Annotated in this window: 24 protein-coding genes; 20 read left to right on the top strand and 4 right to left on the bottom strand. The window is 68.6% G+C overall.

Annotation, left to right across the window (positions count from 1 at the left end; genetic code table 11):
- Positions 1-260: 260 nt before the first annotated feature.
- The 10 genes from ACK4I0_RS10540 (at position 261) to ACK4I0_RS10495 (ending at position 9,688) form a co-directional block, all read left to right on the top strand.
- Positions 261-440 carry a Flp family type IVb pilin gene (locus tag ACK4I0_RS10540; RefSeq protein ID WP_409610710.1) on the top strand — a complete coding sequence of 60 codons (180 nt, stop codon included), beginning with the start codon at positions 261-263 and terminating at the stop codon, positions 438-440.
- 222 nt (positions 441-662) lie between these two features.
- Complete coding sequence (locus tag ACK4I0_RS10535) at positions 663-842, top strand: Flp family type IVb pilin (protein ID WP_409610708.1); 180 nt, start codon at positions 663-665, stop codon at positions 840-842.
- Positions 843-963: 121 nt separating this feature from the next.
- Positions 964-1,491, top strand: a complete 528-nt coding sequence (locus ACK4I0_RS10530) for a prepilin peptidase (protein WP_409610706.1) — start codon at positions 964-966, stop codon at positions 1,489-1,491.
- 145 nt (positions 1,492-1,636) lie between these two features.
- Positions 1,637-2,539, top strand: coding sequence for a Flp pilus assembly protein CpaB (cpaB, locus tag ACK4I0_RS10525; RefSeq protein ID WP_409610704.1), 903 nt, complete (start codon positions 1,637-1,639; stop codon positions 2,537-2,539).
- Entirely contained in the window at positions 2,536-3,936 is a 1,401-nt protein-coding gene (locus tag ACK4I0_RS10520; protein ID WP_409610702.1) for a type II and III secretion system protein family protein, read from the top strand. The genes cpaB and ACK4I0_RS10520 overlap by 4 nt, the downstream gene beginning before the upstream one ends.
- Positions 3,933-4,607, top strand: a complete 675-nt coding sequence (locus tag ACK4I0_RS10515; RefSeq protein ID WP_409610700.1) for a CpaD family pilus assembly protein — start codon at positions 3,933-3,935, stop codon at positions 4,605-4,607. The genes ACK4I0_RS10520 and ACK4I0_RS10515 overlap by 4 nt, the downstream gene beginning before the upstream one ends.
- 4 nt (positions 4,608-4,611) lie before the next feature.
- Positions 4,612-6,132, top strand: a complete 1,521-nt coding sequence (locus ACK4I0_RS10510) for a CpaE family protein (protein WP_409610698.1) — start codon at positions 4,612-4,614, stop codon at positions 6,130-6,132.
- Between the two features lie 3 nt (positions 6,133-6,135).
- Complete coding sequence (locus ACK4I0_RS10505) at positions 6,136-7,704, top strand: CpaF family protein (protein ID WP_409610696.1); 1,569 nt, start codon at positions 6,136-6,138, stop codon at positions 7,702-7,704.
- 3 nt (positions 7,705-7,707) lie between these two features.
- Positions 7,708-8,697, top strand: a complete 990-nt coding sequence (locus ACK4I0_RS10500; RefSeq protein WP_409610694.1) for a type II secretion system F family protein — start codon at positions 7,708-7,710, stop codon at positions 8,695-8,697.
- A gap of 10 nt (positions 8,698-8,707) precedes the next feature.
- Positions 8,708-9,688: a type II secretion system F family protein gene (locus tag ACK4I0_RS10495; RefSeq protein WP_409610692.1), complete on the top strand. Its 981-nt coding sequence runs from the start codon at positions 8,708-8,710 to the stop codon at positions 9,686-9,688.
- A 39-nt stretch (positions 9,689-9,727) separates the two neighbouring features.
- Here the strand turns inward: ACK4I0_RS10495 and ACK4I0_RS10490 are convergent, their stop codons facing one another.
- The gene (locus ACK4I0_RS10490; protein ID WP_409610691.1) at positions 9,728-10,162 is read right to left on the bottom strand and encodes an SRPBCC family protein; all 435 of its coding nucleotides are present in this window, start codon (positions 10,160-10,162) and stop codon (positions 9,728-9,730) included.
- A gap of 40 nt (positions 10,163-10,202) precedes the next feature.
- Entirely contained in the window at positions 10,203-11,489 is a 1,287-nt protein-coding gene (locus ACK4I0_RS10485; RefSeq protein ID WP_409610690.1) for an MFS transporter, read from the bottom strand.
- A 106-nt stretch (positions 11,490-11,595) separates the two neighbouring features.
- On the opposite strand from ACK4I0_RS10485, the gene ACK4I0_RS10480 reads away from it, so the two are divergent.
- A complete protein-coding gene (locus ACK4I0_RS10480) occupies positions 11,596-11,757 on the top strand; it encodes a hypothetical protein (RefSeq protein WP_409610689.1) in 162 nt (53 codons plus the stop codon).
- 54 nt (positions 11,758-11,811) lie between these two features.
- Positions 11,812-11,994: a hypothetical protein gene (locus ACK4I0_RS10475; protein ID WP_409610687.1), complete on the top strand. Its 183-nt coding sequence runs from the start codon at positions 11,812-11,814 to the stop codon at positions 11,992-11,994.
- Positions 11,995-12,039: 45 nt separating this feature from the next.
- Here the strand turns inward: ACK4I0_RS10475 and dapE are convergent, their stop codons facing one another.
- Complete coding sequence (dapE, locus tag ACK4I0_RS10470; RefSeq protein ID WP_409610685.1) at positions 12,040-13,209, bottom strand: succinyl-diaminopimelate desuccinylase; 1,170 nt, start codon at positions 13,207-13,209, stop codon at positions 12,040-12,042.
- Positions 13,210-13,251: 42 nt separating this feature from the next.
- Here dapE and ACK4I0_RS10465 point away from each other — a divergent pair, with 42 nt between their 5' ends.
- The 5 genes from ACK4I0_RS10465 to ACK4I0_RS10445 are packed head-to-tail and all read left to right on the top strand — an operon-like array spanning position 13,252 to position 18,350.
- A complete protein-coding gene (locus ACK4I0_RS10465; protein WP_409610683.1) occupies positions 13,252-13,728 on the top strand; it encodes a cupin domain-containing protein in 477 nt (158 codons plus the stop codon).
- A complete protein-coding gene (locus ACK4I0_RS10460) occupies positions 13,725-15,008 on the top strand; it encodes an MFS transporter (RefSeq protein WP_409610681.1) in 1,284 nt (427 codons plus the stop codon). The genes ACK4I0_RS10465 and ACK4I0_RS10460 overlap by 4 nt, the downstream gene beginning before the upstream one ends.
- Positions 15,009-15,039: 31 nt before the next feature.
- Positions 15,040-17,040 (top strand): acetyl/propionyl/methylcrotonyl-CoA carboxylase subunit alpha, encoded by a 2,001-nt coding sequence (locus ACK4I0_RS10455; protein WP_409610679.1) that lies wholly within the window; start codon positions 15,040-15,042, stop codon positions 17,038-17,040.
- A 7-nt stretch (positions 17,041-17,047) separates the two neighbouring features.
- Entirely contained in the window at positions 17,048-17,857 is an 810-nt protein-coding gene (locus ACK4I0_RS10450) for a DUF6597 domain-containing transcriptional factor (protein WP_409610677.1), read from the top strand.
- Between the two features lie 28 nt (positions 17,858-17,885).
- Positions 17,886-18,350, top strand: coding sequence for a DUF6265 family protein (locus tag ACK4I0_RS10445; RefSeq protein WP_409610675.1), 465 nt, complete (start codon positions 17,886-17,888; stop codon positions 18,348-18,350).
- Between the two features lie 4 nt (positions 18,351-18,354).
- Here the strand turns inward: ACK4I0_RS10445 and ACK4I0_RS10440 are convergent, their stop codons facing one another.
- Positions 18,355-18,648 (bottom strand): antibiotic biosynthesis monooxygenase family protein, encoded by a 294-nt coding sequence (locus tag ACK4I0_RS10440; RefSeq protein WP_409610673.1) that lies wholly within the window; start codon positions 18,646-18,648, stop codon positions 18,355-18,357.
- 86 nt (positions 18,649-18,734) lie between these two features.
- On the opposite strand from ACK4I0_RS10440, the gene ACK4I0_RS10435 reads away from it, so the two are divergent.
- The 3 genes from ACK4I0_RS10435 to ACK4I0_RS10425 all read left to right on the top strand — a co-directional run bounded on the left by ACK4I0_RS10435 (position 18,735) and on the right by ACK4I0_RS10425 (position 23,106).
- The gene (locus tag ACK4I0_RS10435; RefSeq protein WP_409610671.1) at positions 18,735-19,130 is read left to right on the top strand and encodes a DUF1489 family protein; all 396 of its coding nucleotides are present in this window, start codon (positions 18,735-18,737) and stop codon (positions 19,128-19,130) included.
- A gap of 108 nt (positions 19,131-19,238) precedes the next feature.
- Positions 19,239-20,576, top strand: a complete 1,338-nt coding sequence (locus tag ACK4I0_RS10430; RefSeq protein WP_409610669.1) for an MATE family efflux transporter — start codon at positions 19,239-19,241, stop codon at positions 20,574-20,576.
- A gap of 88 nt (positions 20,577-20,664) precedes the next feature.
- Positions 20,665-23,106: a DNA translocase FtsK 4TM domain-containing protein gene (locus ACK4I0_RS10425; RefSeq protein ID WP_409610667.1), complete on the top strand. Its 2,442-nt coding sequence runs from the start codon at positions 20,665-20,667 to the stop codon at positions 23,104-23,106.
- Positions 23,107-23,376: the final 270 nt, after the last annotated feature.

Raw genomic sequence — 23,376 nt, 5'->3', positions numbered from 1 at the left:
CGGTCAAGGCGGCGACCAGGGCTGAGCAGGCCTTCATCATTGGGGTTCCCCGAATTTCATCGAACGCGCGTGGACGAACGCGCGAACGGTGCCATGCAAAGATCAAGAAAGTCTGAAATGCTCGGAAAGGGTTTGTTAGCATGAGTGAACAGCGCGGTTACATCTGCTTTACTTGAATTTAAGGCGATGGTGTCAGTTTGAGCAAGTACAGCGGATCGGCGGGGCACACCGGCGACGCTGGTGATGGAAAAGGATCTGACATGACCAACTTCGTTTCGCGTTTCGCCAAAGATGAATCCGGCGCCACCGCCATCGAGTACGGCCTGATCGCCGCGCTCATCGCCGTGGTCATCATTTCGGCCGTCACGGCCCTGGGCGGCACGATCAAGACCAAGTTCAACGCCGTCGTGACCGGCATGGGCGGCGAAGCCGGCGCCTAAGCCAGACGCCGTCCGAAAAGACCGAGGGGCCGGAGCGATCACGCTCCGGCCCCTTTGCTATGCGCGGACGTCGAAGGACTATTTACAGTAAACTTCAAGGTAACCACGCCTGACGACGTCGTTTTAACCGGACAGTCCCAAAGTGATCCTGCGTTTGGGGGTAAAGCGGGCGACCGCCTCCCCGCAGTTAGCTCGCTTCACCTGACCTTATGAGGGATCAAAATGACCAACTTCGTTTCGCGCTTCGTCAAGGATGAGTCCGGCGCCACCGCCATCGAGTACGGCCTGATCGCCGCGCTCATCGCCGTTGTCATCATCTCGGCCGTCACGGCCCTGGGTTCGACCATCAAGACCAAGTTCAACGCCGTCGTGACCGGCATGGGCGGCGAAGCTGGCGCATAAGCCAGGCCTCGCCTGACAAGACCGAGGGGCCGGAGCGATCACGCTCCGGCCCCTTTTGCTTGCGCCACGCTGTTCTCGGCGGGACCGAGGCGCACACGATCAGTCATTGTTAAACTCGTTGATGCAGTCTGTTGGCATGGACACCGTGACCCTGATCCTTCTGTCGATCCTGCCGGCCCTGGTCATCGTCGCCGGGCTGCACGACCTGACAACGATGAAGATCCCGAACTGGATCTCGCTGATCCTGATCGTGGCCTTCTTCCCGGCGGCCTTCATCGCGGGCCTGGCGCCGCTCTCCGTCGGCGCGCATGTGGGTGTGGCCATCGCCGCCCTGTTCATTGGCGCCGGCATGTTCGCCCTCAACTGGATCGGCGGCGGCGACGCCAAGCTGATGGCGGCCGCCTGCCTTTGGCTGGGCGTGGGCGGGTCTGGGATGTTCGTGCTGTGGACCGCGCTTGCGGGCGGAATGTTCTGTCTGGCGCTGATCTTCGCGCGCGCCTATGCGCCGCGCTACATCGGCCACGCGCCGGGCTGGGTGGCGCATCTGATGCAGCCCAAGGGCGACATACCCTACGGTGTCGCCATCGCCATTGGGGCCCTGCTGGCCTTCCCGACCTCGCCTCTGGTCCAGACCTTTGTCGGCGTCTGAGGCCCGTCGAACGCTCGTATCGACGTTCGCCAAAACGGCGTTTTACTGATTTAGGGGGCCGTTAACCCCATGCCCCCATTGTCGTTAACGGCAGGGGGCGCGGAACAGGATTCCGAGGAGCGCTCCCGATCGCCGGAGGTTCTGGATGAAACCCGCCCGCATCGTCGTCATCTGCATCGCCGCCGTTTCGGCGATCGGCCTGGCCCTTGTCGTGAGAGCCATGGGCTCCTCGTCCGGCGAGCCCACCGCCGTGGCCACGGCGGCCGTCGATACGCGCCCGCGCGCCAATGTGCTGGTGGCCGCGCGCGACCTCGCCCCCGGCGCGCGTCTGGCCGACGCCGACATGACCTGGAAGGACTGGGTCGTGGCCGACATCAACCCCGCCTACATCACCGACGGCGCCGCGCCGATGGACGAGAACGCCGCCGTCGAGCCCGCCAAGCCCGAAGGCGCCGTCGCCCGGGTGGCGCGCGCCGCCTCTGAGATCAATTCGCCAGGCGCCAAGGGCGACTACATCGGCGCCGTGGTGCGCGAAAGCATCCTGGCCGGCGAACCCATCGTTGCGCGCAAGATCGTGCGCGCCGGCGACAGCGGCTACATGGCCGCCTATCTGGAGCCTGGCATGCGCGCCATCGCCGTGCGGGTGTCGGTCGAAACGGCCGCCGGCGGCTTCATCCTACCGGGCGATCGGGTCGACGTCCTGCTGACCCGCGAGATGCGCCTGTCCGACGTCGCGGGCGACCAGTCGGGCCGCAGCCGCTTCGCCTCAGCCACCGTCATGCAGAACATCAAGGTCCTGGCCATCGACCAGACCACGCGCGCCAGCGACGACCAGCAGGCCGTGGTCGGCGCGACCGCCACGCTCGAAGTCGGCCCTCGCGACGCCGAGGCCCTCGCCCTGGCCAAGTCCGAGGGCGAACTGTCCCTGGTGCTGCGCTCCTACGCCGACACCTCCGGCCCGTCGGGTCAGGTGAACGCGCCGAAAACCGAAACCTCCGCCGTCCGCATCTATCGCGGCGGTGCGCCCGACGTGGTGGTGGTCCAATGAATCGCCTTCTCGCAACCGCCTGCGCCGCGCTGATCGCCAGCGCCGGCCTGGCTCCGCTTCCCACGACTGCGGCGGCGCAGAGCCGCTCTGTCGCCACCGGCGCCGCGCCGCAGATGGTCAATCTGCCGCGCGGCAGTTCCATGGCCGTGGACCTGCCGACCGACGCCCGCGACACCATCATCTCCAATCCGCAGGTAGCCGAGGCGCTGCAGCACTCGGCGCGCCGGGTCACCATCATCGGCCTGCAGCCGGGCGAGAGCGACGCGGTGTTCCTGGACGCCGCGGGCCGCACCATCCTTTCGCTGCGCATCCGCGTGGACGCCGGCGTCGGCGCGCTGCAGGACACGCTGGCGCGTGTCATGCCCGGCTCGGAAGTCCGTGCCGAGGCCGTGAACGACAGCATCATCCTGACCGGCCGGGTCGGCAGTCCCGGCGAAGCCGACCGCGCCGCCCAGCTGGCGCGCGCCTTCGTCTCTGCGCCCGAGAAGGTGCTGAACATGATGACCATCTCCGGTTCGGATCAGGTCATGGTCAAGGCGCGCATCATCGAAGTGCAGCGCAGCGTCATCAAACAGCTGGGCGTGGATCTTGACGCCATCCTGGCCGATGCGGGCGACGGCCTGCGCCTGTCCAACATCGCCACCTTCGCCGTGTCAGGCAGTCAGCTCGGCGGCGGCGGCCTGGTCTATTCCGACGGCTTAGGCGAAGGCGTCACCGGGGTGCTTCGCGCGTTCGAGCGCACCGGCCTGGTGCGCACCCTGGCCGAGCCCAATCAGACGGCGGTCAGCGGTGAGAACGCTGAGTTCCTGGCCGGCGGCGAGTTCCCAGTCCCGGTCGGGCGCGACAGCGACGGCAACATCAGCGTTTCGTTCAAGCCTTTCGGCGTGCGCCTGGCGTTCCGCCCGATCGTCCTGTCGGAAGGCCGCATTTCGCTTCAGCTCTCGACCGAAGTGTCCGAGCTGACCAACTCGGGCGCCTTCACCCTTGGCGGCACGGCCGAAAATGCGCTTGTCATTCCAGCCCTCAACGTGCGGCGCGCCTCGACCACGGTGGAGCTGCCCAGCGGCGGTTCGCTGATGATCGCGGGCCTTCTGCGCGAGGACACCCGTCAGAACGTCGATCAACTGCCAGGTCTGGGCGCCCTGCCGGTGCTGGGGTCTTTGTTCCGGTCGCGTGACTATCTGTCGGGCGAGACCGAACTGGTGATCATCGTCGAGGCCTACACCGTCTCGCCGACCTCGCCGGGCCGCATGCAGACGCCGGCGGACAATCTTCAGATCGCCAACGACGCCCAGACGATCTTCTTCGGACAACTCAACCAGGCCTATGGCCGGTCCCGCCCCGCCGCTGCTCCGGCGCAAGGCTGGCAGGGACCCGTGGGATATGTGATCGAATGACCCGTCGTTCGCCCGCGACCGCCGCGGCGGTCCTAATCCTCGCCGGCGTCTTGGCCGGCTGCGCCACTGGCGTGGACCAGGGTCCCGCGCCCCTGACCCCGATCAGCCGCTTCAGCCTGCAGGTTGAGCCCGGCATGGACCGGATCGCCCTGGCGGTTCACGAACAGGGCGTGTCCGCCGCCCAGAACGCGGCGCTGCATGATCTGGTGCGTCGCTTCGCCGAGGCGCGAGGCGACGTTCTGGTCGTCGAGGCGCCGGCGGGCGAAGATCCCGCCTCCGCTTCCATGGCCTGGCGGGTCCGTTCGACGCTGGAAAGCCTCGGCGTGCCGGCGCATCGCATCGCGGTCGCCAGCTATCCCGCGCCGGACCCCCGCGCCCCCGTCCTGGCCGGGTTCGAGACCGCGCGGGTGGTGATCCCTGATTGCTCCGCCCAGCACGGCAACATGCGCAGCACCTTCGCCAACCGTTCGAGCTTGAACCTCGGCTGCGCCATCACCGCCAACATGGCCGCCCAGATCGACAATCCCCGGGACATCATCCAGCCGCGCGGCATGACCCCTTCTGATTCCGGTCGGGCCGCCGTTGTTTTCGACGCCTATCGCAAGGGCGAAAACACTTCGACGTCCCAGGAAGAGCTTGTGCGCGGCCGCGTCGCCAACGCGGTGGAGTAGGATCATGAGCAACGCCTTCGCCTCGCGCCCCACCGACGGTTTCGACGACGAGTTCGACCTGGACATCTCGTTCGACCCCGACCCCTTGATGGACGCACCCGTCGAGGCGCCGGCGCCCGCGCGCGAACCGCTGCAGTTCACCCCCGCCGCGGTCGCGGCCGCGCCGCAGCCCGATGCGCAGCCGAGCTTCAATCCTGTCGGCGAACTGGTCGCGGGCGCCGCCCAGGCGCTGCACGCCGAGACAACCAGTCTGGCGGTCTCCAGCCTGTCGGACCACGCGGTCGAGGTGTCGGTGCCGCGCATCGCCATCCACGTCTTCGCCGAGCGCCAGGACACCCTGGCTTCCGCTGAACGCGCAGGGCAGGACCGCCGCCTGTCGCGCGCCACGACCCAGATTCGGGTCGGCGGCGTCCCGGCCGCCATCGAGGCCTATCAGCACGAGCCCACGCCGCCGCTGATCATCGTCGAGTGCCTGAACGATCCGCAAACGCTGCTGGCGCAAGTCGATCAGCTGGCCGAGGTCTGCGACGCAGGCACGAAGGTCATCATCATCGGCGCGACCAACGACATCCTGCTGTTCCGTGAGCTGATGCGTCGCGGCGTCAGCGAGTATCTGGTCGCCCCGGTCCAGCCCCTGCAGCTGATCTCGGCCATCGGCGGCCTGTTCAACGACCCGGCCCAGCCCTTCGTCGGCCGCACCATCGCCTTCGTCGGCGCGCGCGGCGGGGCCGGCGCCTCGGCCATCGCGCACAACACCGCCTACGCCATTTCCGAGCGGATCGGCGCCAATACGGTCATCGTCGACTACGACCTGCCGTTCGGCACCGCAGGCCTTGACTTCAACCAGGACCCGCTGGCCGGTGTTGCGGACGCCCTGAACCAGCCCGACCGCCTGGACGCGACCCTGCTGGACCGCATGATGGCGCGCTGCACCGACAAGCTGAGTCTGTTCGCTGCGCCTGCCACCCTTGACGCCGACTGGGACATTTCGCCGGACGCCTTCGACGAGGTCACCAGCCGTATTCGCTCCACGGCGCCCTTCGTGGTGCTGGACCTGCCGCACCTGTGGTCGGGCTGGATGCGCAAGACCCTGGTCTCGGCCGACGAAGTGGTGATCGTGGCCGCGCCCGATCTGGCCTCGCTGCGCAACGCCAAGAACATGATCGATTTGATCAAGCAGGCCCGCCCCAACGACGCGCCCCCCCGCCTGGTGCTGAACCAGGTCGGCGTGCCCGGCCGCCCGGAGATCCCGGCCAAGGAGTTCGGCGAGGCCCTGGGCGTTCACCCGTCGCTGGTCATCCCCTTCGACGCCAAGCTGTTCGGCACGGCGGCCAACAACGGCCAGATGATCCTGGACGCGGGCGCCAAGTCCAAGGCGGCCGAGGCCTTCCAGACCTTGGCCCAGATCGTCAGCCGCCGCGAACTGCCGGCCATCGCCGCGCCCAAGGGCGCCAAGGCCTCGGCGAGGCCTGCCAAGGCCAAGGGCCAGTCCATGTTCGCCGGCCTGTTCAAGAAGAAGAGCTGACGCGTGTTCGGTAAGCGCACAGGAACGGTCGAAGGCGGCGTGGCCACGGCGCCTCGGCCCGCGAGCGCGCCTGCGCCCGATCCGGCCGAAGCCTTTGACAAGGCCGCCGCCGCCCAGCCGTTCGGTCCCAGCGGCGGCGCGCCCGCGCCTGAGCCCAAGCCGGACCGTCTCGACGCCTTGGCCTCGCGGCCCAAGCCGCAGCCCGCTCCGGCCCAACCCTCGGGCCCCGGCCCCAAGGCGACGCCCGGTCTGGAGCAACTGAAAAAGGCTCAGCAGGTCGCCGAGATCGTGCGCGAGCAGTCGGACTACTATCACGCCACGAAGACCACGATCTTCAACGCGTTGATGAACACCATCGACCTGGCCCAGCTGGCGCAGCTGGATCAGAAGACGGCGTCGGAAGAGATCCGCGACATCGTCGCGGAACTGGTGGCGATCAAGAACGTCTCCATGTCGGTGGCCGAGCAGGAGCACCTGGTCCAGGACATCGTCAACGACGTCCTCGGCTACGGGCCGCTGGAACCGCTGCTGGCGCGAGACGACATCGCCGACATCATGGTCAACGGCGCCGGCCGGGTGTTCATCGAGGTTGGCGGCAAGGTCCAGCTGACGAACATCCGCTTCCGCGACAACGGCCAGCTGATGAACATCTGTCAGCGGATCGTCAGCCAGGTCGGCCGCCGCGTGGACGAGAGCTCGCCTATCTGCGACGCCCGTCTGGCCGACGGCTCGCGCGTCAACGTCATCGCCCCGCCGCTGGCGATCGACGGCCCCACGCTGACGATCCGGAAGTTCAAGAAAGACAAGCTGACGATGAAGAATCTGGTGGAGTACGCCTCCATCAGTCCCGAGGGCGCGCGCGTCCTGGGCGTCATCGGCGCGTCGCGATGCAACCTCGTCATCTCGGGCGGCACGGGCTCGGGCAAGACGACGCTTCTGAACACCCTGACGGCCTTCATCGACCCAACCGAGCGCGTCATCACCTGCGAGGACGCCGCCGAGCTGCAGCTGCAGCAGCCGCACGTGGTGCGCCTGGAGACGCGTCCGCCGAACCTGGAAGGCCAGGGCCAGATCACCATGCGCGATCTGGTCAAGAACTGCCTTCGGATGCGCCCCGAGCGGATCATCGTCGGCGAGGTGCGCGGCCCCGAGGCCTTCGACCTGCTGCAGGCCATGAACACCGGCCACGACGGCTCGATGGGCACGCTGCACGCCAACAGCCCGCGCGAAGCCATCAGCCGGATGGAGTCCATGATCACCATGGGCGGCTACGGCCTGCCGTCCAAGACCATCCGCGAAATGATCGTCGGATCTGTCGACGTCATCGTCCAGGCCGCGCGCCTGCGCGACGGCTCGCGCCGCATCACCCACATCACCGAGGTGGTCGGGCTGGAAGGCGACGTGATCGTGACCCAGGACCTGTTCCTGTACGAAATCACCGGCGAGGACGCGAACGGCAAGATCATCGGCCGCCACCGCTCGACCGGCATCGCGCGCCCGCGCTTCTGGGACCGCGCCCGCTACTACGGGCTGGAGCGTGAACTGGCCGAAGCCCTGGACGCGGCGGAGTAGGTGATGCTGGAAATCCTCGCCGGCGTTCTGGGGTTCATCGTCATCGCCAGCCTGGGCTGGGTGTTCGTCGGCAACGACGACGGCGGGACCCAGGCGTTGAAGCGCGCCCAGGGCCTCGGCGTGGTCAAGACCACCACCTCCAGCGCGAAGAAGGGCGCGGCTCAGGCGGCCGCCGCCAATACGCCCGAGGCGCGCCGCAAGGCCATCATGACCCAGCTGCAGGAGGTCGAGCGGCGCGAGCGCAAGGCGCGCATGACCATGGCCGCTAAGCTGAAGCACGCCGGGCTGAAATGGTCGCTGAAGACCTTCATCATCATCAGCGTCGGCCTGGGCGTCTTCGCCTTTCTGATCCCGCTGGTGCTGGGCGCCAATATACTGATCGCGCTGGGCGTCGGCTTCGTCATCGGCTTCGGCCTGCCGCGCTGGGTGGTCGGCTTCCTGGGCAAGCGGCGGATGAAGAAGTTCTCGCTGGAATTCCCGAACGCCGTCGACGTCATCGTGCGCGGCATCAAGTCGGGTCTGCCGGTCCAGGACTGTTTCAAGATCATCGCCCGCGAAAGCCCCGCGCCGTTGGGCCCCGAATTTCAGACACTGGTCGAAGGCCTTGGCGTCGGCCTGACCCTGGGGCAGGCGCTGGACAAGATGTACGAGCGGATGCCGACGCCGGAGCTTAAGTTTTTCGCCATTGTCATTTCGATCCAGCAGAAGACGGGCGGCAACCTAGCCGAGGCGCTGGGCAACCTGTCGACCGTGCTGCGCGCGCGCCGAATGATGGGCGAGAAGATCAAGGCCCTGTCGTCGGAGGCCACGGCCTCGGCCGGCATCATCGGCTCGCTGCCGCCGGCGGTGATGATCCTCGTCACCCTGACGACGCCCGCCTACATGATGCTGCTGTTCACCGACCGGCGCGGCCAGTTCATGCTCCTGGTCGCCGTCATGATGATGAGCTTCGGCATCTTCGTCATGAAGAAGATGATCTCCTTCAAGTTCTGATGGTCGTGTGATGTCCGGTATGATCGCCTTCCTGACCGATGTTCAGAACCTGCTCAGCCTCGGCGTGGGCGTGCTGGTGTTCGCCACCGTCCTGACCCTGGCCGGATCCATGGGCGGCGGGCTCAAGCTCGAAAAACGGATGCAGGCCGTGTCAGAGCGCCGCGACGAGCTGAAGCGGCGCTCGCGCGCGTCGATCGGCGCTCCGGGCTCGGGTCTTCGCCACACCGACGACGGCTTCAAGAAGAAGATCGTCGAACAGTTGAACCTGACCAAACTGCTGGAAGACCCCAAGGTCGTCGAGAAGATGGCTCAGGCGGGGTATCGCGGTCCCAAGCCGCTGACGACCTTCTACTTCTTCCGCTTCAGCCTGCCGTTCGTCTTCCTGGCCTTCGCGGCCTTCTACCTGTTCGTCTTCAACGATTTCGGCCTGCCGGTGATGAGCCGGGTGACGGCCGTGATGTTCGCGGCGGTGATCGGTTTCTATGCGCCCAACATCTACCTCTCGAACCGCATCTCTAAGCGCAAGACTTCGATCATGCAGGCGTTTCCCGATGCGCTGGACCTGCTGCTGATCTGCGTCGAGGCCGGCATGTCGATAGAACAGGCGATCCAGAAGGTCAGCCAGGAGATCGGGGGCGCCTCGATCGACCTGGCCGAGGAACTGACGCTTCTGTCCGCAGAGCTCAGCTATCTGCCGGATCGCCGGATGGCCTACGAAGGCCTGGCCAAGCGCACCGACCATCCGGGGGTGAAGTCCGTCGCCACCGCCATGACCCAGGCCGAAACCTACGGCACGCCGCTGGGCGCGGCGCTGCGCACCATGGCCAAGGAAAACCGCGAACTGCGCCTGTCCGCCGCCGAGAAGAAGGCCGCGGCCCTGCCAGCCAAGCTGACCGTGCCGATGATCCTGTTCTTCCTGCCGGTGCTGTTCATCGTCATCCTGACGCCGGCGATCATCAACATCCAGGACACCATGGCCAAAGGCGGCTGACGCGGTCAGCCGCAAGGGGCCAAGGGCGGCTGACGCCAGTCAGCTTTCGGACGCCCGCTTCAGCCGTTCGCAGATCGTCCCAAGCGCGCTTCGAATGCGGGGGCGGTGCTTGTCGTGGAACATCTCGCCGCGCAGGCCCTGGAAGATCACGCCATTGGCGACGATGCAGCTCTGTGCGTCCAGCCGTTCGATTTCGTAGTAGCGGATCGACCGAAAAAGCCAGCCGCGGTTCTCCAGCCAGACCAGCTGCCCGCCCGGCTCCCACTCGCCCACCTGAGCCTCGACCCGGCGAGGCGGAAGTTCCGGGAAGGCCTCGTCCAGGCTGACGCGCCCGCCGAAGGCGATGGCGCCCTCCAGGCGGGTCTCATACGGGTTCCAGCCATCCCAGCCGCGCAGGTCGCTGAGCACCTCCCAGATGCGTTCCGGGCTGGCCTGGACGCCGATGCGTTTCTCGATCTTTGCAGTCGTGGTCATGATTTTTCGTCTGCCACGCGCGCGCGGCCGAAGGAAGGCCTCAGCGACCGCCCTCGGGGCCGGGCTGGGAGGCCGGCGGCTGGTCCGACGCATCGGCCTCGATCGGCAGGCCTCGCCTCAGCGCCGGGCTGAACAGGCAGGTCGCCAGCGCCAGAGCTAAGAACAGACCGTTCGCGACGAAGGGCGCCGGTTCAGCCAGTTGATATAGGGCGACTCCGATGACCGGCGGGGCCAGGAAGCTGAGCCCCGCCAGCGACATCATCAGCCCGGCCACAGCGCCCTGCTCCGACGGGCCGACCGCCAGCGACGATCCGGCGGTGAAGCCGGGCCGCGCGAAGCCCGCCCCCATTGAAACGACCGCATAGGCGATGACCACGCCGTAATACCCCGGCGCCGCGATGCTCATCAGATTGCCGACCAGGGCCAGGCCCGCGCCCCAGCGCATAAGGTCGCGCGGTTCCAATTTCAGTAGCGGAATCAGCCCCCATTGCGCCAGCAGGGTGGCGGTCGCCCCGGCGAACATGGCAAGGGCGATGAAGGGGGCGACCTGGTCTCGCCCGGTTCCGGCGGCCGCCATCTCGTCGATGACATGAAAGCCCAGGACCGAGATGTTGATCGCCTGAGCGCCGGTGACCAGAAGCCCGAACAGCAGGAAATCGCGCACGCGCGGATCTCGCCACAGGCCCTTGCCCGTTCGGTCGCGCCGGCCGCTGGTGGACGGGGTCCGCACCACGTCGCCCGACGGCAGCCGACGCCAAACCACAATCAGTACGATCAGGCCGATGGCGGCGAAGACGTAAAGCGGACCGGCGAGGCCGATGACCGGCAGCACCAGAAAGGGCGCGAGGGTCGGCCCCACCACCGTGCCGAGGCCCTGGGCCGAAGCCAGAAGCGACATGGCCTGGGTGCGCTGGGCCGGCGTGGTGCGGTCGGCGACATAGGCCTGGGAGGCGATCGGCGCCGCCGAGCCGAAAAGGCCGTACAGCGAGCGCGCCACCGCCATCAGCACGAAGGCGGCCACGGCGCCGAGCCAGCCTTGCAGTCCCGCGGTGGTGGCCAGACCGAAACCGGTCATCGACAGGACGAAGCCCGACAGACCAATCATCATCACCCGCTTGCGGCCCAGGGTGTCGGACAGGCGCGCCCAGTGGGGCGAGGTCAGAGTCCAGAGCAGGGCCGACACGGCGAAGGCGGCGGCGACCAGGGTGTCGGCCAAGCCGAACTCGCGCCCGATCAGCGGCAGCACCGACTGCAGCGCCATATTGCCGGCCGCCGCGATGAGGCTGACGAAGAACAGGATGGCGAAGGCGGGGGATCGCAGGTTCACCGGCCATCCATAGGCGTGCTGCGACGGTTCGTCACGCGTCGGCGGCGGGATTCATCGTCGGGTAACGCTGATCGATTTATACTGGGTCACTAGGGTGGAGTTTCGCATGACCACGGCCCTGCCTGTGAAAATGCCGCCTCGTGGCGGCCCCGAGAAGCCGCCCCCGTCGCCGGTCGCGGAGTGGCTGCGCGCGCTGATCTTCTTTCTCATCGCGTTCGGCGCGGTGTTTCTGGGCGCGATGCTGGTGCTTGACCTGTTCCTGCGCTGACGGAACCCGCCGCACGGTCGAACGGTTGGCCTTGGGAACCCAAAGGAGACCCAGATGACCGATCAGAACATGGACCAGACCAAGACCGAAACCGATCGCAATGACGACAAGTCGGCCGTCCTTACCCCGCCCAAGCCTCGCGTCGCCCAGGCGGGCGTCGAGCCGGCCGCGCCCGCGACCGGCGGCGCGGGATCCGCAGGCGCCGGCGGGCCCAAGGGTTTCGGCACCGGCAGCTGACGCCGAGATCAGATAACGGATAGGGCGGTCTTCGGACCGCCCTTTTCATTTGGCCGAGAGGCGGCGCGTCACGGCGCGGATCACCGCCTCATAGGTTTCGGACAGAGCCCGCACCTCGGCCTCCGGCACACGCTCGTCGATCTGGTGCATGGTCTGGCCGACCAGGCCCAGCTCCAGCACCGGGCACAGGGCGCGGATGAAGCGCGCGTCGGACGTTCCGCCGGTAGTCGAGGCCTCGGGCCGCACGCCCAGAGACTGCTCCACGGCGGTCTGCACCGCGCCCACAAAATCGCCGGCCTGGGTCAGGAAGGCCTCGCCCGAACACAGGTGCTCCAGCTCGATCCGCAGGCCCGACGCCGCCTGGGCCTCACCCGCCTCGCGGTTCAGCCGGTCGATCAGCCCGTCGCCGGTGTGGGTGGGATTGAAACGGATGTTCAGCCGCGCACGCGCCTCGGCCGGAATGATGTTGGTCGCCGGATTGCCGATGTCTATGGTCGTGATCTCGAGGTTCGACGGCGGAAACTCCGGGTAGCCTTCGTCCAGGGTGTGCGCGTCCAGCCGCGCCAACAGCCGCGCCAGCACGGGCGCCGGATTGGCCGCGCGGTCGGGATAGGCGACATGGCCCTGTTTTCCATGGACGGTGATCCAGGTGTTCAGCGAGCCGCGCCGGCCGACCTTGATCATGTCACCCAGCCGCTGAGCCGACGACGGTTCGCCGACGATGCAGGCGTCGATGACCTCCCCCTCGGCCATCAGGGCCTCGACCACGCGCTTGGTCCCGTGCAGGGCAGGGCCTTCCTCGTCGCCCGTGATCAGGAAGGACAGCGAGCCCTCAGGTTCGCCCTCGGCCAGGATCCGCGATACGGCCCCGACCCAGGCGGCGATGCCGCCCTTCATGTCGACCGCGCCACGACCGTAGATCACGCCCTCGCGCACCTCGGCCTCGAACGGTCCCGCGCTCCAGGCCTCGGCCGGGCCGGTCGGCACCACGTCGGTGTGGCCCGCGAAACAGAGGTTCGGCGAGGCCGTCCCGCGTCGGGCGTAAAGGTTCTCGATGTTCTCGAACGGCATACGCCGGCAGGTGAAGCCCAAGGCGGTCAGGGCCTTTTCCAGCACGTCCATGGCCCCGGCGTCGGCGGGGGTGACCGAGGGACGGCGGATCAGGTCGCGGGTCAGTTCGACAGGATCGATCACAGGAGTTGATGCGCGGCTCATGAGACCATGCTTTAGGAGCATCTCGCGACCGCGAGAAGCGCCATGCCCCGTATCGACCTCGACACAGCCCCCACGGGCCACGGAACCGCCTATCCCGAGGAACACGCCGGGCCCTGCAAGGCGCGCCGCCGCTGGCGGCTGGGCGATGCGGCGGGACTGACCCAGTTCGGCGTCAACCGCCTGATCCTGCCGCCCGGCGCCTGGTCCAGCCAGCGTCACTGGCACGCCTCGGAAGACGAGTTCGTCTGGGTGCTGGAAGGCGAGGTGGTTCTGGTCGAGGATGACGGCGAAACGGTGCTGCGCGCCGGCGACTGCGCCGGCTTCAAGGCGGGCGTCCCCAACGGGCACAAGATCGAGAACCGGTCCGCCCAGGACGCGGTTCTGCTGGAGGTGGGCACGCGCTCGCCGGTCGCCGACGCCTGCGACTATCCCGACATCGACATGGTCCTGCCCGAGGGCGCCGATCGCTATTTCCACCGGGATGGCGCTCCATATCCCGATCAGGCGCGCCGCACGTGAGCGAGACGATCGAGACGACCGAACCGGTTCAGTCGCCCCCGCCGCCCGAAGGGCCGGCCAGTCCCTGGGGCATCCGGGACTTCAAGCTCTTGTGGCTTGGCCGCATGGTCGCGGTGCTGGGCATCCAGATTCAGTCATCCGCCCTGCTGTGGCAGGTCTATGAGATCGCACGGCGCGATCATCCGATCGAGCAGGCCAGCCTGTATCTGGGCCTGGTCGGCCTGTGTCAGTTCCTGCCGCTCCTGGCCTTCACGCTTCCGGCCGGCGCCATGGCGGACCGGCGCGACCGCAAGCACACGGTGACCATCTCGGTCTTCGTGGAATCGATGTGCGCTCTGGCCTTTCTGATGATGGCGCTGCATGGCGATCCGCCGCTGTGGGGGCTGCTGATCGTCGCCGCCGTGTTCGGCGCGGCGCGCGCCTTCCTTGCCCCAGCCAGCCAGGCCTTCCTGCCGATGGTCGTGGGCCGTCGCGCCCTGCCGCCGGCCATCGCGGCCCAGTCGATCGCGTTCCAGACGGGCGCCATCGCGGGCCCGGCGCTGGGCGGTGTGATCGTGGGCCTGTCGGTGCCCTTCGCCTACGCCACGTCTCTGGCCATGTTCTTCATCGGCATCGCCTGCCTGCTGCTGATCCGGACCAGCGGCCGGCCCAAGCTGACCGGAGAGCGCATCTCGGCCGTCGCCCAGGTGCGCGAGGGGCTGGGCTATGTCTGGAAGACCAAGATCGTGCTGGGCGCCATCTCGCTCGACCTGATTGTCGTGCTGCTGGCGGGCGTCGCCCTGCTGACGCCGATCTTCGCGCGCGACATCCTGCATGTCGGCGCGGTCGGCTTCGGCCTGCTGAGGGCGTCGTTCGGGGTCGGGGCCCTGCTGATGGCGGTCTATCTGAGCCGCTTCCCTATAGTGAAGCACGGTGGGCGCTGGATGTTCATGGCCGTCGCCGTCTTCGGCCTGTGCACCCTGACCTTCGGCCTGTCCAAGAGCGTGTGGCTGTCCGGTCTGGTGCTGTTCGTCGGCGGGGCGGCCGACATGATCAGCGTCAACATCCGCCAGACCCTGATTCAGCTGGCCACGCCCGACCATATGCGCGGCCGGGTGTCGTCGGTCTCCATGCTGTTCATCGGCGCGTCCAACGAACTGGGCGAGGCCTATTCCGGCGTGGCGGTGCGCTTCCTGGGGCCGATCGGCGCGGCGGTGTTTGGCGGCGTCGGCGCCCTGGCCTCGGTCGGCGTCTGGGCCAGGCTGTTCCCCGACCTGCGAAAGGCCGACCGCCTGACCTGACAGACGCGCGCGGCGCGGCTAGAGAGGACGGATGTTCAAGTCCGTCCTGGTCGCCAATCGCGGCGAAATCGCCTGTCGCGTGTTCCGCACCGCCCGCCGCCTGGGCCTGCGCACCATCGCCGTCCACTCCGAAGCCGATGCCCGCGCCCTGCATGTGCGCGAGGCCGACGAGGCGGTGCTGATAGGGCCGGCGCCCGCGCGCGAAAGCTATCTGGACGCCGACAAGGTGCTGGCCGCCGCCAAGGCGACCGGGGCCGAGGCCATCCATCCCGGCTATGGCTTCCTGAGCGAGAACGCCGATTTCGCCGAGGCGGTGATGGCCGCCGGCATCGTGTGGATCGGCCCGCATCCGTCCTCGATCCGCGCCATGGGCCTGAAAGACGCGGCCAAGAAGCGGATGATCGAGGCGGGCGTGCCCGTCACGCCCGGCTATCAGGGCGAGGATCAGTCGCTGGAGACGCTGAGCGCCGAGGCGGCCCGCATCGGCTATCCGGTGCTGATCAAGGCCGTCGCCGGCGGCGGCGGCAAGGGCATGCGTCTGGTCGAAAAGGCCGAGGACTTCGCCGGCGCCCTGGCGTCGGCCCAGCGCGAGGGCCAGTCGTCGTTCGGCGATCCGCGCGTGCTGATCGAAAGCTACATCACCCGCCCGCGCCATATCGAGGTGCAGGTCTTCGGCGACAGCCACGGCACGGTCGTCCACCTGCATGAGCGCGACTGCTCGCTGCAGCGCCGTCACCAGAAGGTGATCGAAGAGGCCCCCGCGCCCGGCATGGACCAGGCCACCCGCAACGCCGTCACCGCCGCCGCCGTCCGCGCCGCCCAGGCCGTGAACTACGTCGGCGCCGGCACCATCGAATTCATCGCCGACGCCTCGGACGGCCTGAAGGCCGACCGCATCTGGTTCATGGAGATGAACACCCGGCTTCAGGTCGAGCATCCGGTGACCGAGGCCATCACCGGCGTCGATCTGGTCGAATGGCAGCTGCGCGTCGCCGCCGGCGAGCCGATCCCGCTCAAGCAGGCCGACATCCCGATCAACGGCTGGGCCATGGAGGCCCGCCTCTACGCCGAGGATCCGGCCAACGGCTTCCTGCCGTCGATCGGCCGGCTGGATCACTTCGTCCTGCCGGACGACATCCGCGTCGACACCGGCGTCGAACAGGGCGGCGAGGTCAGCCAGTTCTACGATCCCATGATCGCCAAGCTGATCGTTCATGACGATACGCGTGAGGCCGCCGCCGCTCGCCTGGCCGTCGCCTGCCGCGAGGTCGAGGTCTGGCCGGTGCGCACCAACGCCGCCTTCCTGGCCCGCTGCCTGGATCACCCGCGCTTCGTCTCGGGCGACGTGGACACCGGCTTCATCGGCGAGGAGGAGGCGGGCCTGACCGCTTCGGCCCAGCCGTCACCCGCCGTGCTGGCCGCCGCCGCCGGCCTGATCGGGCTGGAGGCTGACGCCCAGGCGTTCGACGTGGCCGACACGGGCCTGTCGCCGTGGCGCGCCGGCCTGTTCGGCTTCCGTCTGAACGCCGCGCCCCAGGCGCGCACCGCCGTCCATCACGCCGGCAAGGCGCATGAGCTGACCCTGACGGGCGAGGGGGGCTGGCACGGTCGCCAATCCAGCTTCGACGTGTCGGGCGCCGGCGACGAGCCCGCCCGCGTCTATGGCGAGCCCGACATGGTGGTGGTCGACGGCGAGGTGGCCGGCGTAATCGCGCCCGACGCCGACCGCATCGTCGTCTTCGAACAGGGCGAGGCGGTCGAGCTGATTCGCCGCCGATCCAGCCAGGCGGGCGCGGGCGCCGCTTCGGACGGCGGCCTGCGCGCCCCCATGCCCGGCAAGATCGTGGCCGCGCCGGTGAAGGCGGGCGACACCGTGACCAGGGGCCAGCCCATCGTTGTGCTGGAGGCCATGAAGATGGAGCATGCCCTGACCGCGCCCTTCGACGGCGTGGTGGCCGAGGTCAACGTCTCGGTCGGCGACCAGGCCGCCGAGGGGACCGTTCTAGCGCGCGTCGAGGCGGCGCAGGCCTGACCTGATCATGACGGCGGGCGAACGCTACGAAGAGTTCGACCCGCCTGACGTCCTGAAGCCTTGGGTGCGCAAGGCCTGGACCTACGCCGCGCCGGCGCCGTCGACCGTGGTCCAGCGCATCGCCCCGGACGGCTGTCCCGAACTGATCCTTGACTTGGGCGCGCCCTATGAGGAGCAGGGCGAGGACGGCGTCTTCCGGCTCCAACCGCCCGCCGTCTTCGCCGGCCAGATGACGCGACCCATGGCCATTCGCCCCGTCGGCCCCGTGGAGCTGGTCGCCATCCGCTTTCGCCCGGACGGCGCGCGGGACTGGCTGGGCGCGCCCCTGGCCGAGGCGACCGACCGTCGGCTGGACATGACCGCCCGGCTGGCCGGACTGAAACCGCCGCCGGGCCGACCGGACGCCCAAGCGGCTCTGATGCTGGACTGGCTCGACGCCCAGCGCGTCGGGGCCGAGTGGACGCTGGATCCCGCCGTCCGCGCCCAGGTCGATGCGATCGAGGCGGGTGACGTCAACCGCATCGGAGCCGCGACACGGACCCTGCAACGCCGCTTCCTGGACCGGACGGGTGTCTCGCCGCGCCTGCTGCGCTCGGTGGCGCGGTTCCGACGAGTCTTCGACCGGGCTCTGGGGCCGGACGCGGCTGGGTGGCTGTCGGCGGGCCTGGATGCGGGCTATTTCGACCAGCCGCAAATGGCGCGGGACTTCCGCCGCTTCCTGGGCTGCACCGCCACGGACTGGGCCCGCGATCAGATCGAGCTGGCGCTGGCCATCGCGTCGCAAACCTACAAGCCGGCGGCGACGTCCACGGTCTAGTTTGCGGGGCTTGCCAAGGAGACCCGCCATGCTGACCGCTCTCATCGCCGCCGTCGCCCTGGACGCCGCCCTGCGCCCGAACCTGGACTGGATGAGCGGCTACTGGCTGGCCTGCGATGCCGGGCGCGAAGTGTCGGAGGTCTGGACCGACCCTCGTCTGGGCCTGATGGCGGGGGTGACGGTCACGGTGCGCGGCGACCGCGTGGGCTTCGAGCAGTCGCGCATCACGCCGGCTGACGACACGCCGACCGCGCCGCTCGCCTATTTCGCCCAGCCCGGCGGCGCGCCCGCCACCGTTTTTCCCGTCGTCTCCAGCGGGCCGGGCCGCGTCGTCTTCGAACAGGCGGCCGATGACGACTTTCCCAAGCGGATCATCTACGAGCGCGACGGCGACGCCCTGAACGCGCGTATCGAGGGCGAGATCGACGGCCGCCAGCAGACGGTGCGCTGGGCCTTTCGCAAGGCGCCGCTGAACGCGCGTTGCCCGGCCTGAAACCTCAGACGAGTCCCAGACCGCCGATCGGCGAGGTGATGATCGGATCGTCCATCCCGGCGATCAAGGGCCAGGCGCGGGTCGTGAACACCTTCAGTGTCAGGTCGGTCAGAGACGCGCGATAGGCGGGCTCGTCCATCCACACCTCGGTGACCCACACGCCGTCGCGGCTCAAGGCCTCCAAGGCGACGATGTAGCTCAAGCATCCTGGGCGGTGCGACAGGCCGCCGTCCAGAAGCTGTGACAGGGCCTCGCGTTGTCCAGGCTTCGCGCGCAGCCTGGTAATCAATCCATACACGACTGGACCCCCGGACCGTCCGGCCCTACGCCGTCGGTCTTGGCTCGCCTGTTAAGTTCCGATCATTGAGTTTCCGTTCATCCCCCATGCCTCTTCACCTGATCAAGCTGGCCGTCGGCGTCCCCGACGTCGAATGGCTGGAGCGCCGCGCCGCCGGCGGAAAGCGGCTGATCGTGCACACGCGCATGACGCCCAAGCGCGCGGTCGAGGTCGAGGACGGCGGCTCGCTGTACTGGGTGGTGAAGGGCGTGATCCTGTGCCGCCAGCCGATCGCCGACATCCGCACCATAGGGGCCGGCAAGACCAGCCGATGCGAGATCAGCCTGGAGCCGACGGTGGTGCGCACCGCGCCGGTCGCGCGTCGACCCTTTCAGGGCTGGCGCTATTTCGACAAGGACGTGCCGCCGGATCTGACCGTCGCCGACGCCACGGACCTGCCCGACGATCTGGCGCGAGAGCTGCGGGAGCTGGGGGCCTGGTAGGCAGTGGCGAGTGGCGAGTGGCGAGAAAACCGTTATAGAGCGCCGCATTCGAGCTGACCCGGCGCCGTTTGCCCTGGCCATCCCTCGCCACTCGCCACTCGTCACTTCATGATTTCCACCGCCACCCGCACGACCTTGCGCGACCTCTTGACCCTGGCCTGGCCGGTGGTGCTGGCGCGCATCGGCATCATGACCATGGGTCTGACCGACGCCATCGTGGTGGGCAACTATGCGGGCGAGGAGCTGGCCTATCACGCCCTGGCGTGGACGCCGTCGGCCATCATCGTCACCACCGCCGTCGGCCTGATGATGGGGGTGCAGGTCATGACCGCCCGCCTGCTGGGCGAGGGGCGGCGCAACGAGGTCGGGGCCGTGTTCCGGCGCGGCGTGGCCTATTCGCTGCAGATCGGCGTCGTCTCCATGATCGGCCTGATGCTGATCGGACCGTGGGCGCTGGAGCGGGCGGGCCTGGCCGACGGTCTGGCCGAAGGCGCGCGCGCGCCGCTGATCATCTTCGCCCTTTCGATGCCGGCCTATCTGGTGTCGGTGGCGGCGCAGTTCTTCCTGGAGGCGCTGGATCGGCCCAAGGCGGGGATGTGGGCCATGTGGGTGGCCAATGGCGTCAACCTGCTGCTGAACCTAGTGCTGGTGCCCGACCTGCTGGGACTTGGCATGAACGGCGCCTTCGCCTCGGCCTGGGCGACCTTCGGGGCGCGGCTGGCGCTGGCGGTGTTTCTGGTCTGGTACATCCTTCGCCTGCCCGAGGCGCGGGCGCTGGGCATATTTCACCAGCCCAAGCGCGACGTCGCGGCCGAGCGCGAGCAGCGCAAGGTCGGCTACGGCGCCGGCAGCTCCTATTTCATCGAGGTCGGCGCCTTCGGGGCCATGACCTTCATCGCCGGCCAGCTGGGCGCCATCGAGACCTCGGCCTGGACGGTGGTGCTGAACATCTCGGCCATCGTTTTCATGGTGCCCATGGGCCTGTCGTCAGCGACGGCGGTGCTGGTGGGCCGCGCCTACGGGGCTAATGACGCCGCCGGCGCGCGCCGCGCGGGCCTGGTGGGCATAGCGGTGGTGACCGTTCTCGGGCTGGTCATCGCCCTGTTCGTCTGGCCGACGGCGCAGTGGCTGACCCAGGCCTACAACCGCGATCCGGCCTTGGTGGCGGTGGCCGCTCCGGCGCTGGCCTTGGCGACCCTGTTCTTCGTGGCCGACGCCATCCAGGTCGTCGCCGCCCAGGCCAACCGCGCGGCCGGCGACGTCTGGTGGCCCACCGGTCTGCACTTCATCGCCTACACCCTGGTCATGACGCCGCTCGGCTGGTTTCTGGCCCATTCGATCGGGGTCAACGGCCTGGTCTGGGCCGTCATCATCGCCAGCCTGATTTCGGGCGGCCTGCTGACGCTGCGGTTCCTGAGGGTCAGCCGGCGCCTGGCCTTGCCCTGAGGTTTCGCGACAAGCCTTAAAGCCGGTTTAACCATGCCGGGCCGATGCTGGTCGTCACCTTCGCCAGCTGAAAGCCGCACGCTCTTTCATGTCCGCCGCCCTCACCCTTGGCCGTCAGGCCTGGTTCAGCGCCCGCCTGGTGTGGAAGGCGCCCTTCGCCGTGCGTTTCCGCGCCATCCTGCAAGCGCTGGCGGCGATGCTGCTGCTGGTCGCGCTGGTGTCGTGGAATCCGGCCGACCCCAGCTGGAACGTGGCTTCGGGCCGGGCCGCGACCAACTGGCTGGGCGGCGGCGGCGCGTTCGCGGCGGATCTGGCGATGCAGTCCCTGGGCCTGGCCGCATGGCCGGCCGTGCTGATGTTGGCGGCCTTCGGCGTCGGCGGGGCTCTGGGCGATTCCATTCAGCACCGCTGGGCGCCGACGCTGCTGCGCGTGCTGGCCGCCGCGGGCGGAACCCTTTTGCTGGCCTCGGCTCTGGCCGCGCTTGCAGCCCCGGCCGCCTGGCCCCTGGCCGCGGGCATGGGCGGGCTGTGGGGCGACGCAATCACCGGCCAGGCCGCGCGCGGTCTGGAGGCGCTCGGTCTGCCCGCCGCGCGGCTGATCGTCGGCGGCGTTCTGGCGCCGCTGGCCCTGTGGAGCCTGGGCTTCGCCGCCGGCATCCGCCTGACCGACTTTGGCGAGGCCTTGGCCTGGCGCCGCACCGGCGGCGGCGTTCGCCGCGCCGCGCGCCCGGCCGAGCGCACCGCCTCCGAACGGCCGACCGCCGAGGTGCCCGCCAAGGTCGCGCGCCCGCGCCCTGCGCCCGAGCCAGAGCCCTTCGTCGAACCCGGCCCGGCCGCGGATGACGATCTGCCGCCGTGGGAGGATGCGCCCTTGGCGACGGCTGCGGCCCCTCTCGCCGCGCCTGCCGCCGCCCCCGCCGCGCGCCCGTCGGCCCGCCCCCCGAGCGAGCCGCGCGTCGCCGCCGTCAAGGCGCCCAAGCCCGCCCGCGCCGACGTGGATCAGGTCGCCTTCGACTTCGAGGGCTCCGAAGGGTTCGACCTGCCGTCGCTGGGCATCCTGTCCAAGCCCCAGCAGCGCGCCGCCGCCGTCGATGAAGCGGCGCTGAAGGCCAACGCCAAGATGCTGGAGGGCGTGCTTCAGGAGTTCGGCGTGCGCGGCGTGATCGATCAGATCCGCCCCGGCCCCGTCGTCACCCTTTACGAGCTCGCCCCGGCACCCGGCGTGAAACACGGCCGGGTCGTGGCGCTGGCCGATGATATCGCCCGCTCCATGTCGGCCCGCGCCTGTCGCATTTCGGTGGTCCAGGGCCGCAACGCCATCGGCATCGAACTGCCCAACGCCAAGCGCGAGACGGTCTATCTGCGCGACCTGCTGGCGTCCGGCGAATACGACAAGAAGAGCCATCTGCTGCCCCTGGCGCTGGGCGAAACCATCGGCGGCGAGCCCTATGTCGCCGATCTGGCGCGCATGCCCCACCTGCTGATCGCCGGCACTACCGGTTCGGGCAAGTCAGTCGGGGTCAACGCCATGATCCTGTCGATCCTGTACAAGCTGACGCCCGAGCAGTGCCGCTTCATCATGATCGACCCCAAGATGCTGGAGCTGTCGGTCTATGACGGCATTCCGCACCTGCTGGCCCCGGTCGTCACCGACCCCAAGAAGGCCGTCGTCGCGCTGAAGTGGACCGTGCGCGAGATGGAGGACCGCTATCGCCGCATGTCCAAGCTGGGCGTGCGCAACATCGCCTCCTACAACGACCGCGCCCGCGAGGCTCAGGCCAAGGGCGAGCATTTCGAACGCACCGTCCAGACCGGCTTCGACGAACAGGGCCGCCCCGTCTACGAGTCGGAGAAGATCCGGCCCGAGCCCATGCCGTATCTGGTCGTGGTGATGGACGAGATGGCCGACCTGATGCTGGTCGCCGGCAAGGACGTGGAAGGCGCCGTTCAGCGTCTGGCCCAGATGGCCCGCGCCGCCGGCATCCACCTGATCATGGCGACCCAGCGCCCGTCGGTCGACGTCATCACCGGCACCATCAAGGCCAACTTCCCGACCCGGATCAGCTTCCAGGTCACCTCCAAGATCGACAGCCGCACCATCCTGGGCGAACAGGGCGGCGAACAGCTGCTGGGCCAGGGCGACATGCTCTACATGGCCGGCGGCGGCCGCATCACCCGCCTGCACGGCCCGTTCGTGACGGATCAGGAGGTCGAGGAAGTCTGCAAACACCTGCGCGCCCAGGCCGAGCCGGACTATCTGGACCTGATCACCGACGAACCGGACGGCGACGGCGACAACGCCTTTGGCGACGAGGGCGGCTCGGGCTCGGGCGACGATCTGTACGACCGCGCCGTGGCCGTGGTCACCCGCGACCGCAAGGCCTCGACGAGCTACGTCCAGCGCCGCCTGCAGATCGGCTACAACCGGGCCGCCACCCTGATCGAGCGCATGGAGCAGGAAGGCGTGGTCAGCCCCGCAAACCATGCCGGCAAGCGCGATGTGCTGGCAGGGCCGCCGCCGATGGTGTGAGGCGGCTGCGCCGCGCGCCACGCTCGGCTCGCGGAGCCTCGCTGCTTGAGCGCAGAAGCTTGGCGCTATGCTCGCGACGCGGTCGCTCGCCGCTTGAGCGCGCGCCCTCATGCAGCGAGTCGCCGCGCGGCAAGCGGTAGGGCGAAAAACATCACTGGCGGGAACCCGCCGGTGATGAATGGCGCTTCATCGCAGCGCCGGAATATGGTCAGGCTTGGGTCATCGGCCTGACAGATCGCCTCTTCATACCGGCCTCATCGACAATCATCC

This window comes from Brevundimonas sp. (assembly GCF_046295775.1).
GTDB lineage: Bacteria > Pseudomonadota > Alphaproteobacteria > Caulobacterales > Caulobacteraceae > Brevundimonas.
This window is presented reverse-complemented; position numbering and strand designations above follow the sequence as displayed.